This is a genomic window from Sulfitobacter sp. SK011 (assembly GCF_003352065.1).
Lineage (GTDB): Bacteria > Pseudomonadota > Alphaproteobacteria > Rhodobacterales > Rhodobacteraceae > Sulfitobacter.
The window spans coordinates 1,572,168-1,584,246 of the sequence record NZ_CP025803.1 but is presented as its reverse complement, the minus strand read 5'-3'; the positions used below and the strand labels follow the sequence as shown (position 1 = coordinate 1,584,246).

Annotated in this window: 15 protein-coding genes; 9 read left to right on the top strand and 6 right to left on the bottom strand. The window is 56.6% G+C overall.

Annotation, left to right across the window (positions count from 1 at the left end):
• The first annotated feature begins 2 nt into the window (after nucleotides 1–2).
• A complete protein-coding gene (locus tag C1J02_RS07800; RefSeq protein ID WP_114878059.1) occupies nucleotides 3–986 on the top strand; it encodes a 2-dehydropantoate 2-reductase in 984 nt (327 codons plus the stop codon).
• 140 nt (nucleotides 987–1,126) lie between these two features.
• Here C1J02_RS07800 and C1J02_RS07795 read toward each other — a convergent pair whose 3' ends face one another.
• From C1J02_RS07795 to C1J02_RS07775, 5 genes are all read right to left on the bottom strand, one after another.
• Nucleotides 1,127–1,855, bottom strand: a complete 729-nt coding sequence (locus C1J02_RS07795) for an amino acid ABC transporter ATP-binding protein (protein ID WP_114878058.1) — start codon at nucleotides 1,853–1,855, stop codon at nucleotides 1,127–1,129.
• Nucleotides 1,852–2,508, bottom strand: coding sequence for an amino acid ABC transporter permease (locus tag C1J02_RS07790; protein WP_114878057.1), 657 nt, complete (start codon nucleotides 2,506–2,508; stop codon nucleotides 1,852–1,854). The genes C1J02_RS07795 and C1J02_RS07790 overlap by 4 nt, the downstream gene beginning before the upstream one ends.
• A 3-nt stretch (nucleotides 2,509–2,511) precedes the next feature.
• Nucleotides 2,512–3,231 carry an amino acid ABC transporter permease gene (locus C1J02_RS07785; protein WP_114878056.1) on the bottom strand — a complete coding sequence of 240 codons (720 nt, stop codon included), beginning with the start codon at nucleotides 3,229–3,231 and terminating at the stop codon, nucleotides 2,512–2,514.
• Nucleotides 3,232–3,289: 58 nt separating this feature from the next.
• The gene (locus C1J02_RS07780; protein WP_114878055.1) at nucleotides 3,290–4,156 is read right to left on the bottom strand and encodes an amino acid ABC transporter substrate-binding protein; all 867 of its coding nucleotides are present in this window, start codon (nucleotides 4,154–4,156) and stop codon (nucleotides 3,290–3,292) included.
• A 246-nt stretch (nucleotides 4,157–4,402) separates the two neighbouring features.
• Nucleotides 4,403–5,329 carry a LysR substrate-binding domain-containing protein gene (locus tag C1J02_RS07775; protein ID WP_114878054.1) on the bottom strand — a complete coding sequence of 309 codons (927 nt, stop codon included), beginning with the start codon at nucleotides 5,327–5,329 and terminating at the stop codon, nucleotides 4,403–4,405.
• A 119-nt stretch (nucleotides 5,330–5,448) separates the two neighbouring features.
• Here C1J02_RS07775 and C1J02_RS07770 point away from each other — a divergent pair, with 119 nt between their 5' ends.
• From C1J02_RS07770 to C1J02_RS07740, 7 genes are all read left to right on the top strand, one after another.
• Nucleotides 5,449–6,462: a D-cysteine desulfhydrase gene (locus C1J02_RS07770; protein WP_114878053.1), complete on the top strand. Its 1,014-nt coding sequence runs from the start codon at nucleotides 5,449–5,451 to the stop codon at nucleotides 6,460–6,462.
• A gap of 12 nt (nucleotides 6,463–6,474) precedes the next feature.
• Nucleotides 6,475–7,209 (top strand): aspartate/glutamate racemase family protein, encoded by a 735-nt coding sequence (locus C1J02_RS07765; protein WP_114878052.1) that lies wholly within the window; start codon nucleotides 6,475–6,477, stop codon nucleotides 7,207–7,209.
• A gap of 235 nt (nucleotides 7,210–7,444) precedes the next feature.
• Nucleotides 7,445–7,879 carry a cytochrome c gene (locus C1J02_RS07760; protein ID WP_114878051.1) on the top strand — a complete coding sequence of 145 codons (435 nt, stop codon included), beginning with the start codon at nucleotides 7,445–7,447 and terminating at the stop codon, nucleotides 7,877–7,879.
• Nucleotides 7,880–7,899: 20 nt separating this feature from the next.
• Nucleotides 7,900–8,241 carry a copper resistance CopC family protein gene (locus C1J02_RS07755; RefSeq protein ID WP_114880458.1) on the top strand — a complete coding sequence of 114 codons (342 nt, stop codon included), beginning with the start codon at nucleotides 7,900–7,902 and terminating at the stop codon, nucleotides 8,239–8,241.
• A gap of 2 nt (nucleotides 8,242–8,243) precedes the next feature.
• Complete coding sequence (locus tag C1J02_RS07750; protein ID WP_114878050.1) at nucleotides 8,244–9,092, top strand: copper resistance D family protein; 849 nt, start codon at nucleotides 8,244–8,246, stop codon at nucleotides 9,090–9,092.
• 8 nt (nucleotides 9,093–9,100) lie between these two features.
• Nucleotides 9,101–10,399, top strand: coding sequence for a multicopper oxidase family protein (locus C1J02_RS07745; RefSeq protein ID WP_114878049.1), 1,299 nt, complete (start codon nucleotides 9,101–9,103; stop codon nucleotides 10,397–10,399).
• Entirely contained in the window at nucleotides 10,399–10,821 is a 423-nt protein-coding gene (locus tag C1J02_RS07740; RefSeq protein ID WP_114878048.1) for a cytochrome c, read from the top strand. The genes C1J02_RS07745 and C1J02_RS07740 overlap by 1 nt, the downstream gene beginning before the upstream one ends.
• Before the next feature lie 19 nt (nucleotides 10,822–10,840).
• Here the strand turns inward: C1J02_RS07740 and C1J02_RS07735 are convergent, their stop codons facing one another.
• Entirely contained in the window at nucleotides 10,841–11,407 is a 567-nt protein-coding gene (locus C1J02_RS07735) for a Crp/Fnr family transcriptional regulator (protein WP_114878047.1), read from the bottom strand.
• 65 nt (nucleotides 11,408–11,472) lie between these two features.
• Between C1J02_RS07735 and C1J02_RS07730 the strand changes: the two genes are divergently transcribed.
• Entirely contained in the window at nucleotides 11,473–11,994 is a 522-nt protein-coding gene (locus C1J02_RS07730; protein WP_254693239.1) for a hypothetical protein, read from the top strand.
• The last annotated feature ends 85 nt before the right edge of the window (nucleotides 11,995–12,079 follow it).

Sequence of the window (12,079 nt, the reverse complement as noted above, 5' to 3'; positions counted from 1 at the left end):
CCATGAAGATTTGTGTTTTTGGTGCCGGTGCCATTGGCGGTTATCTGGGTGTGAAACTGGCGCAGGCGGGTGCCGACGTCAGCCTTGTCGCGCGCGGCCCCCACCTTGCTGCCATGCAAGACAAGGGGCTGACACTGATCGAAGAGGACGGCGCGCTCCAAACCGTCAAGGTGACGGCCAGCGACAACCCAGCCGATCTGGGCCCGCAGGATTATGTCATCATCACGCTTAAGGCGCATTCAGTGCCCCCTATCGTGCCCAAAGTTCAGCCCCTGATCGGGAAAAACACCACGATTGTCAGCGGCGTCAACGGTGTTCCCTGGTGGTATTTCCACAAGATCGGCACCGATCTCGAAGGCACGCGGCTGGAAACGGTTGATCCGGGCAATGCGCAATGGGACGGTTTTGGTCCGGACCGGGTGCTGGGCTGCGTGGTTTATCCGGCGGCCGAAGTCATCCAGCCAGGCGTGATCAAGCATATTGAAGGGAACCGATTTAGTCTGGGCGAACCTGACGGCAGCAAATCGGACCGCGCAATGGCCCTGTCCAAGGCGCTGAGCGCTGCGGGGCTCAAGGCCCCGGTGCGCCCACATCTGCGCGATGAGATTTGGGTAAAACTATGGGGGAACCTGTCGTTCAATCCGATCTCTGCGCTGACCCACGCAACGCTTGATGTCCTGTGCACAGATGTGGGCACCCGCGAAGTTGCGCGCAATATGATGATCGAGGCACAGCAGATTGCCGAGAAGATGGGCGTCAAGTTTCCGATCGACGTGGATCGTCGCATCAACGGCGGCGCGGCCGTCGGGGCACATCGCACATCAATGCTGCAGGACCTTGATCAGGGTCGTCCGATGGAAATCGACGCATTGGTCGGCTCGGTTCAGGAACTGGGCCGGATCACCGACACGCCAACGCCGACAATTGACACAGTCCTTGCTTTGACCAAGCTGCGCGCGCGCAGCGCCGGGCTTTATGATGGTTAGGATCATGGGTGGCCATTGGCGATGCCAACTGCCCCGCGTCGGCAATCAAACGTCCAAATCAGCACTGCCACACCGCCGGGTTCATCCGCCGGTTAAATTGATACACCTAAGTGACCGCACCCAAACGAACATACATGCACTCAGTGATTGAGTATCTTTGAGAGGAAATCCTTGGCGCGGTCGCTTTCAGGGTTGTCAAAGAACTCAGCCGTCGGCCTGTCCTCGATGATCGCCCCCTCGTCCATAAAGATGACCCTGTCGGCGACTTTGCGGGCAAAGCCCATTTCGTGGGTGACAACCATCATCGTCATCCCTTCCTGTGCCAGTTCAACCATGACATCGAGCACCTCTTTGATCATTTCGGGATCAAGCGCCGAGGTCGGCTCGTCAAAGAGCATTGCAATCGGGTCCATTGCCAAAGAGCGCGCAATCGCGATGCGTTGCTGCTGACCGCCGGACAATTGGCTGGGGAATTTCTTGGCATGATCGGCCATGCCGACCCGTGTCAGTAACTTCTCTGCGCGCGCAACGGCTTCGTCCCGGCCGCGTTTGAGAACCTTTTCCTGTGCGAGGCACAGGTTTTCCAGCACCGACATATGCGGGTAAAGTTCGAAATGCTGAAAGACCATGCCAATGCGGGATCGAAGCGCTGTCAGATTTGCGCGCTTGGCGGTCACCTCATCGCCGTCCACGGTGATCTTGCCTTTTTGCACAGGCTCCAACCCGTTGACGCACTTGATCAGTGTCGATTTGCCCGACCCGGAGGGGCCACAGACCACGACAACTTCGCCTTTTTTGACGCCGGTGGTGCATTCGGTCAGCACGCGAAAATCGCCATACCATTTGCTGATGTTTTCGATGCTGATCATGTGCTCATCCGGGATTTGAGGCTTCTCACCAGCATTGAGCCGGAGAAGCAGATTACGAAATAGACGACGGCGGCAAAAAGATACATTTCAACCAGCCTTCCTTCGGTGCGCGCGACTATCGAAGAGGCGGTCATGAAGTCGCGCAAGGAGACCACAAAGACCAGCGATGTATCCTGAAACAGAATGATGCCCTGCGTCACGAGGATCGGGATCATGTTGCGAAAGGCCTGCGGCAAAACGACGTAGCGCTGGATTTGCCAGTAGTTCAGCCCAGTAGACTGCCCGGCATGCACCTGTCCGCTTTTGACGCTTTGGATGCCCGCGCGCATGATTTCGGAATAATACGCGGCCTCGAAGAGGACAAAGGCGATCAGCGCCGAGTAGAAGCTGCCGATGGGCCGCCCGATGGCCAGCGGCACCAGAAAGAAGAACCAGAAGATCACAAGGATCAGCGGCACCGACCGGATCAGGTTGACGTATGTCGCGGCAACCAGCGACAGCGGCGCGATCCCGGACAGTCGCGCCAGTGCCAGAAGTGTGCCCAGAACGATGCCGCCGATGATCGACAGGAAGGTCAGCCACAGGCTAAGTTGCAGGCCCTGCCAGAGGAACGGCAAGTTGGCCCAGATGACGCTGAAATCAAAATCTCCCATGGATCAGCCCTCTTTTCCGACATAGCCGGGGATGCGGGTGTATTTTTCCAGCACCTGCATCAGGACCGTGGCGATCAGCGCGATACAGACGTAAATGACGGTCGCGGCGGTAAAGGCCTCGAACCCCTGGAAGGTGTATTCGGCGATCTGCTGGCTTTGCGCGGTCAGCTCAAGCAGACCGATGGTCAGGGCCAGCGAGGAGTTCTTGAACACGGTCAGGAATTCCGAGGTCAGGGGTGGCACGATCATCCGAAATGAAATCGGCAGCAGAACATAGCGGTAGGTTTGGCCAACGCTGAGACCATGCGCAGTCGCAGCGGCCGTAAGGCCCGGTGGCACGGTTTCGATGCCCGCACGCACCTGTTCGGCGATACGCGAGGCGGTATAAAGCCCAAGCGCCACGACAGCGGTGACAAATTCGGGGTTTGGCATGTCGCGCTTCATCCATCTGCCCCAGTCGTCGGGCAGCAATTCGGGCACTGCGAAATACCAGATGAACATCTGTACCAGCAGCGGCACGTTTCGGAATATCTCTACATATGTGGCGCATATGGCGCGGATCACCCGGTTTGGTACCGTCTTTCCGACACCGACAAGCGCGCCGATCACGATGGCGATGCACCATGCACTTAGCGCGACCGAGACCGTCCAGCCAAAGCCACTGATCAACCAGCTGAGGTATTGTTCCTCAAACAGGACGGCCCAATTCCAGTTATAATTCATCGCTCACGCCCCGCTTGTGAAAGGACCGGCAGGAAAACCCTGCCGGTCCGATTTTCGCTTATTCTGGCAATGCACCAAGCTTGAATGCGGCTTTCAAAAGCGGATCAGCAGGAACGCCAAGTGGGTCGAACCATTTTGCATAGATCGCGTCGATCTCACCTGACCGGAACACTTCCGCGAGCGCTTTCTTCCCGACCAGTTCAAAGGCGCTGTCATCGCGACGCACCATCAAAGCATAGGGGTCAAATGACAGGAAATCGCCGACAACTGCAAAATCATCTGGGGTTTTGGATTTTGAAATCAGACCAAAGAGCAGGATGTGATCGGTGGCATAGGCATCCACGCGGTCAGTTTCCAGTGACAGCATGCCTTCGGCATGATCGCGCACCGGCAGGATTTTAACGTCCATTCCCGCAGCTTCCACAGCGGCCATGATGGCACGCTCATTTGTTGTACCCTGCGCAAGCGCAATCGCCTTGCCTTCCAGATCGGCAACCGAATTGATCCCTGAATCCTTGCGGGCCATGATCTTGGTGCCTGTCACAAATGTTGTCGGCAAATATTCAACCTGCTGCTGACGTGTCAGGTTGTTGGTTGTCGAACCGCACTCAAGGTCGATGGTCCCGTTCGCCATCAGCGCAATACGCGTCTTTGGGTTGACCGGCACATATTTGACCGTCAGTTCCTTATTGAGCTCGGCGGAGACGGCCTCAACAATTTTCATGCACAGGTCAATAGAATAGCCGACCGCCTGCTGATTTGCGTCAAGATACGAAAACGGCACCGAGCTTTCGCGGTGACCGATTACGATTTCACCACTGGCGGCAATCTTGTCCAATGTGCCTCCGTGACCTTCGGCGAAGACTGCCGGGGTCGAAAGGCCCAGCGCAACGGTCGCCGTCGCGAATACTTTTTTGAATGACATTCAGATACTCCCTGTTGATTTTGTTTATCGATACGTCCGAGGTTTCGATTTCCTATTGTGCGCGTATCATGGCCGCATGACGTTGCTGCGCCAATGCTAAATCCGAGATTTGCATAAAACAGATGTTAGCCAATCGTCTTAGGCGCGTCTAATGCAAATTAGCGCCTTTAAATTGCGCAAAACGCATGTTTAGCGATGCGCTTGAAGATGCCGCGCTGAGTGTTGAGCCTTTTCGGAATACTGTGCCTAACTCCCAGAGCCATGCGAAATGCGCTTGAGATGATCGGGCAGGACAATCTGGGACAAGATGTCTTGCCACGCGGTTTCCGACTGTGGCCCTCCACCCTCTGACAACCGGAACGCCTTGATGTCGAGAGGTTGCGCAGGCAGATCCGCCTCAAGCGAGACCAACGATCCCTGCGCCAGAGCCTCGACGACCATAGAGCGCGGCAACCATGCCACCCCGATCCCGCCCAGCGCAAATTCATAGGCGGCAAGCGTCAGCGCTGTTTCGGCCTTGGTCACGATCTGGAGGTCATCGTTCAGGTGCGGGGCGATATTTCGGTCAAACACCTGACCCAGAAAGACGTTCGAAGGATAGCTGATGCCCGGAATCTGGCTGCCCCTAACGCTGTCTTTCAATGAGGGGGCACAAACCGGGATCAGGATATCACTCCCCAGTGTCAGGGTCTCAAAGGCCCGCTCAAGTGATGGCGTCTGCGCGTCTGGCACTGTGTACATCACCACAAAATCGACTTCGCCGGACAGCAAATGCATCAGGCATTCTTCCTGATTGCTTGAGCGCACCCTTACCGAGGCGTGACGATCCGCTGTCAGGGCACGCACGATCAAAGGGGAAACCGTCGTGGTGATTGCATGCTGGCAGGCAAAATTCAGCGCGCCGCCGGTCTGGCTGGTCGCGGTCTTTAACCTGTACCTGACTTTGCGCAGGCGCATGCTCAGATCACGCAGCTCCGGGGCAAGTGCCTCGACCCCTGGCATCAGGGTAACTGGTTTGCGGCGGCGGTCAAAAAGTTCCGCGCCGATGCTTTCCTCAATCAACCGCACGCGACGGGTGAAGGCCGATTGCGTCAACAGACGTTTTTCTGCCGCCCGCGCCAGGGATCCGCTGTCGAGCACCGCCAAGATGTCTTCGATCCATTCCAAACGCATCTGTCTCTCCCGCACCGTTGCAAACTTGCGATTTTTGCAATTTATATGCGCTACTTTGCATTAGCTTTCATCGTTTTGGAACGCTAAAAGGCGAATAGAGCAAATTAAGGATCTCAAAAATGCATCTTGCACGCTTTCCCCGCCGTTTTCTTGCCCACCTGCCCACACCGCTGGAGCGTCTTGACCGTTTGACAAAAGAGCTTGGCGGACCAGAAATCTGGATCAAGCGCGATGATTGCACCGGCATGTCCACCGGTGGCAACAAGACGCGCAAACTGGAATTCCTGATGGCCGAGGCCGAGTTGCAGGGCGCTGAGATGATCATCACCCAAGGTGCCACCCAATCCAATCACGCGCGCCAAACCGCGGCTTTCGCAGCCAAGATGGGCATGCAGTGCCACATTGTGCTGGAAGATCGCACCGCATCAAACAATGCCAACTACAACAACAACGGCAACGTCCTTTTGGATCATCTGCATGGTGCCACAACCGAAAAGCGCCCGACCGGACCGGACTTCAACGTCCTGATCGAAGAAATGGCCGCCGAGATGCGGGCAGACGGCAAAAAGGTCTATGCCATCCCCGGCGGCGGTTCAAACCCCACGGGCGCTCTGGGCTATGTCAACTGCGCCTTTGAGATGCTGAACCAGGTGAACAACAGCGGCATGAAGATTGACCACATCGTCACCGCCACAGGCAGCGCCGGAACACAGGCAGGGCTGATCGTTGGTCTGAAAGCGATGAACGCACAGATCCCGCTTTTGGGCATCGGCGTGCGCGCGCCCAAGGCCAAGCAAGAAGAAAACGTATACAATCTGGCCTGCAAGACGGCGGAAAAACTGGGCTGCCCCGGTGTCGTGGCGCGCGAAGACGTTGTAGCCAACACAGATTACGTTGGTGAAGGCTACGGCATTCCCACCAAGAGCGGCCTTGAGGCGATCAAGATGTTTGCTGAACTTGAGGCGATCCTGCTTGATCCGGTCTATTCGGCAAAAGGCGCTGCTGGTTTCATCGACCTGATCCGCAAGGGTCACTTCAAGAAAGGCGAGCGGGTCGTGTTCCTGCACACAGGCGGTTCGGTCGCGCTCTTTGGGTATGACGCCGCGTTCGACTTCTCAGACCGCTGGTCCTGACTGGTCGCGGGCATGAGGGAGGCTTCTGGCAGGTTTCGCAAAATTGGCATTCTGGGCGGCATGGGCATCGAGGCCACTCTTGAGTTGATGAAAAGAGTGCATGCGACCACCGCCGCCGAGGATGATCAGGATCACATTCCAATGTTTGTGGATATGAACCCACAGGTTCCATCCCGCATTGCCCACCTGATTGAAAAGACCGGGCCCGATCCGGGTCCGGTCCTTGCCGAGATGGCAATCAGATTGGAACAGGCCGGTGCTGAGGTTCTGGCGATGCCGTGCAACACCGCGCACCTTTACGCGTCGCAAATTGAAACAAGTGTCGGCATCGCGCTTTTGAACATGCCAAAACTCGCCTGTTCAGAAGTGGCGCAGGGGATGACGCGGGGGGCCATCGTCGGCATTCTCGCTTCCCCCGCGACCAACAGCACCGGTCTTTTTGAGCGTTTTCTGTCTGAGTTCGGCATAACACCCGCCTACCCCGAAAATGAGGCGGACATTCTTGCATCCATTCGCAGGATCAAGAAAGCGGGACCAAGCGACGCGGACATCGCTCTTTTGGAACGTGAGGCCAAGGCCCTCGCCCAGCGTGGTGCACAAAAAGTGATCATCGGGTGCTCTGAATTTTCGCTGATCAGCAAGGACATTCAATCGCCGGTTCCGGTTTTGGATACGCTGGATGTTCTCGTGCGTGCGATTGTCACATTCTCCGGTGCCCGCGCCAAGGCTGACACCCTGATCCCCTGACGCAATTTTTAAGGCAGCAAACGCGCGTCAGAAGCCTCTGTTCGCGCCGTTTCATGCCGCGGCCCGCTTGGCTGTTGCGGCAACTTGGCCGACCCTTGAGGTGTGTTATCCGAATGGTCCACTTCAGTCTCGGTGGTGTTTCGGATGCTCTCGAAGCTGTGATGATAAAGCGTTTGACCTTCCACGTACCGGAAAGTTTAGGTATGCCCAAATGCGCAAAGAGTCAGAGATTTAAATGAGATCAGGTATCGCCATAGCGGCCATTGTAATTGTTGGCAGTCTTGCCTTTGCCTTTTGGCCGACGGCTGAGCGGAGTTCGGATGCGACATCTGGTGAAAGCATCGCGGAGGCCGCTCTGGCGGATGTACTTGTGCCTGATGCCTTGTCTGAGAATGCCAAGCTCGGCAAACTGGCGTTTGAGGCCAAATGTTCGGCGTGTCACGGCACCAACGCCGCAGGCAAGGACGGGATGGGACCACCCCTTGTCCACATCATCTATGAACCAAACCACCATGGTGATGAAAGCTTTCAACTGGCTGCAAAGTCTGGCGTGCGGGCGCACCACTGGTCCTTTGGCAACATGCCTGCGGTTGAGGGTATTACGCGCGGTGACGTGACAATGATCGTCGCCTACATTCGGGAATTGCAACGCGCAAACGGGATCAACTGATGGCCAAAAGAGGAACAACCATGAAGCAGATTTTTCTTACAGGGATGATCGGGTTTTGGGCAACGGGCGCGCTCGCCCATTCGCCGCTCGACAGCACCACACCCGCCCATGAAGCCACCATCGCTGAGGCACCGACCGAGGTGCTTTTGGACTTCAAAGGCGATATTCGCCTGACCCGTGTGACGATGCAGCATGGGCCTCATCCCAGTTCCGATCTGGACTTAAGCGGGCACGCGGGGTTCATTTCTGATTATGCCATACCGATGCAGGGCATGGGCAGTGGGGATTATGTGATTGAATGGCGTGGGCTTGCGGCAGATGGACATGCTCTGAACGGAACATTCAGCTTCACTGTCGAGTGATCATGCCCGATGTCTGGGTGTTGGCGGCAATGGCAACAAAGTTCACCCTGTATCTTGGGGTGCTTATGGCGGCAGGTACAATGATTTCTGCCCTGCTGTTCCGACTGGATCACTATCGCGGCCTCTGCTTGAAATTCGCCATTCTCGGCCTTCTGGCTGCAGGACTGTCGTTCTCTTTGCGCGGTGCCAATCTGACCGGTGATCTAAGTGGCATGACGGACCCCGAAATGTTGGGGCTTTTATGGATCACCCCTGTTGGAACCGCTTTGATGTATCGCGTTGCCGGGCTTGGCCTTCTCATTCTTGGCTTGTTCACAGGTCGGGTCGGTCTTTGGGTGTCGCTGGTCGGCGGCATCATGGCCATTTGGTCCTTTGACCATATCGGCCATGTTTCCGGTCGCGAGACAACGCTGCTGGACATCGCATTGACGCTGCACCTTATCGCGCTTGCGCTCTGGATCGGCATTCTGGAACCGCTCAGACGGCTGGCCTCAACACCAGACACCTGGCCTGCTGCGGCGGATTTGGGCGATCGGTTTGGTCATGTCGCGTCGGTTACTGTGCCCTTGCTGATCATTGCCGGGGTCTACATGGGCTATGAGCTTGTTGGCTCCTTTTCCGCGCTGTTCGGCACAGCCTATGGTCAGGCCCTTCTCATGAAAGTGGCGTTGGTCGCAGCGCTGCTCGGACTTGCGGCGGCCAACAAGCTGCGGTTCATTCCCGCGCTACAGGCGAACGATCCAAATGCTGCGGGTCACCTCACCAAATCCATCTTTGTGGAGTGGCTCTTGATCATGGCCATTCTTGCAATCACCGCCGTTATGACATCCAATCTCACTTTGCCAACATGAGGCCCCCTATGAACAGAAGGCAATTTTTGGCTTCCGCGTCCGCGATTGCGGTCTTGCCCGCGCCCAGCTTGGCGGCACCGGACACCTTAAGGCTGCGGGCAGAAGCCGTCACACAGCAGATACTGCCAGACGGCGATGGTGCCACGTCCATGCTGGGGTTCAACGGTTCAATGCCGGGGCCGACACTGCGGATGCGCCGAGGTGAGCGTGTCAAAATCGACGTCGAGAATGGGTTGGACGAGGGCACAACAGTGCATTGGCATGGCATCAGGCTGGAAAATCAGATGGACGGTGTGCCGGTCCTGACGCAGGACCTGATCAATCCCGGCGACACCATGACCTACAGCTTTGTTCCGCCAGATGCGGGCACCTTTTGGTATCACTCGCACTACATTTCACATGAACAAGCCGCGCGCGGCATGATCGGGCCCCTTATTGTCGAAGACGACACTCCACCGGATGTGGATCATGATATCACCGTGTTGCTGTCAGACTGGCATATGCAGGAAGATGGCAGCCTCGTTGAAAGCTATTCGAATATGCACAACCTGGCGCATGGCGGGTATATGGGGAATTTCGCCCGTGCGTTCCTGTCTCAGGCACACGTCAGATCGGGTGATCGGGTCAGGCTTCGGTTGATCAACGCGGCCACGAACCGGATCTTTCCGGTGACCATAAGCGGTGTCACCGGACACATCGTCGCGCTCGATGGCATGGCCCTTGCCGCACCACGTCCGTTGTCGGAAATTGTTCTGGCACCGGCGCAACGGGTAGACCTGATCGTTGATGTCATGGGCACTGTCGGTTTCGATATGACGACGCGCCAAGGGCCCTATCAACTGGCGGCGCTGACAACAGACGGTGCCAATACCGACAGGCAATCATCCCCGATTTCACCCCTTGCCGGTCATGATCTGCCCCGTCCGGGCGAACCCACCCAGCACCTGACCCTGACGATGATGGGAGGTGCCATGGGCGGACGCCATGGTGGCGACAACATCTGGGCGTTCAACAACGTCTCGGACCTTGCCGAAGACCCGTTCGGATCCTTCCAGCGTGGGGAAACCGTGCGGATCACGATGGTGAACGACACATCTTTTCCGCATGGCATCCATTTGCACGGCCACCACTTCTTTGAGGTTGGCGAGGATGGCGCGTTGGGTGATGTGCGCGACACGACATTGGTAGAGGCTGGGGCAAGTCGCGATATCATTTGCGTCTTTGACAACCCCGGTCGGTGGTTGCTGCATTGCCATATGCTGAGCCATGCTTTTGGCGGGATGCGGACCTGGGTGACTGTCGCGTGATGCGGATCGTCGCGATTCTGATCGTCTCGGCGACGACCGCTTTTGCCGATCACGAGCTGGAAGGTCGCAACATTATCGAGGGTGGCACACTTTACGCCAAGAATTGCGCATCATGCCACGGTGCAAAGCTGGAGGGGCAACCAAACTGGCAGTTACCAGATGCAAACGGCGTGCTGCCCGCCCCGCCGCATGATGAAACGGGTCATACGTGGCATCACGACAACGCATTGCTGTTTGAATACACAAAGTTCGGCGGCAAAGCCGTACTTGCCACACGTGGCATTCCCGACTTCAAAAGTGGGATGCCACCATTCGAGGATGTAATCACCGATGAGGGCATCTGGGATATTCTGGCATACATCCGGTCAACCTGGCCCGAGCACGCGCAACAGGCGCAGGCAAGCCGCAATCCGCCGCATTGAACGGTCACTGAACGGTCTGTCACGCCAACGCGTACCGGCCCCGGCCAACCTGAACCATTCTTCCCGCGTCACACAAAGCCCGTAATGCACGGTAGCAGGCTTCATGCGTGAGGTTGATGCGGCTGGCAAACTCGGCGATCGTAGATTTCAGATACCCTGCCTGAACAGCCGCCATGACCCTTTCATTGGCAGAGCGGATGGCCAGAATTTCGATATGGGCGCGGTAGTGCTGTACCTGAACGGCAAGCAGTCGCGTGACCCCTTCACTGAACGCAGGGCTCGAGCGCATTTTTGCGATGACGTCATCTTTTGAAATTTTCAGAACGCTGCCCGCTGCTGTGCAGACGGCATCACAGTGATATCTGTCCGAGAATATCGACGCTTCGGCAAAATACCCACCGCGCACCGCCCGATGCAAGGTCAGCGTATCCCCATCCAGACTTGTTCTTCTGAGGGTGACACAGCCAGAAATAACCCGGTAAAGCCCGGACGTTTCCTGATCTTGCCGAAAGAGCACGTCACCAAGCTGCATCTTGGTGGCGCGGCTGGCATCAGGAGGCAGATCGCTGAAGGGATCAACTTGCATATGATCGAGATCATATGTCGAGCCCTTTGAATTGGGTACCCTCTTTCAAAAATCAGGAGTGTTCGATGAACTTTGGTCTTCTCACTGCAACAATGGTGTTCATGGCAACCAATGCCATGGCCCAACATGCAAACCACGGCAATCAGATCCTGGAAACCGGCCAGTCCCAGTTCGCTGCCATCGCCGAGATCGTCGCATCACTGCGCAACAATCCTGACACCGATTGGCAGCGGGTCGATGTTGACGCCCTGCGCGCGCATCTTGTTGACATGGACAATGTGACGATGAAGGCGACGGTGGACACCACCGTGACCGACTTGACCGTCACTTTCGACATCTCTGGCGATGCAAGCGTGGCCGCATCCATTCAGCGTATGGTTCTGGCGCATGGCCCCATGTTGCAGCAGACCACCAACTGGCCTGTCATGACGGAAAAGCAGGTGGGCGGGGTAAAGATGGTTCTTCAGCTTTCATCTGTGGACGAGATAGCCCAGGTAACAGGGCTTGGGTTTTTCGGGTTGATGACCATCGGCGCGCACCATCAGCAGCATCACATGATGATCGCCATGGGTCATTCGCCCCATTGAACACGCAGAGGTAGGAAAAGTTCGGGTCGCGCGGCTTCGTGCGGCTGATTGTGGCGTACAAAATATAAAAAATATGTCATAACGC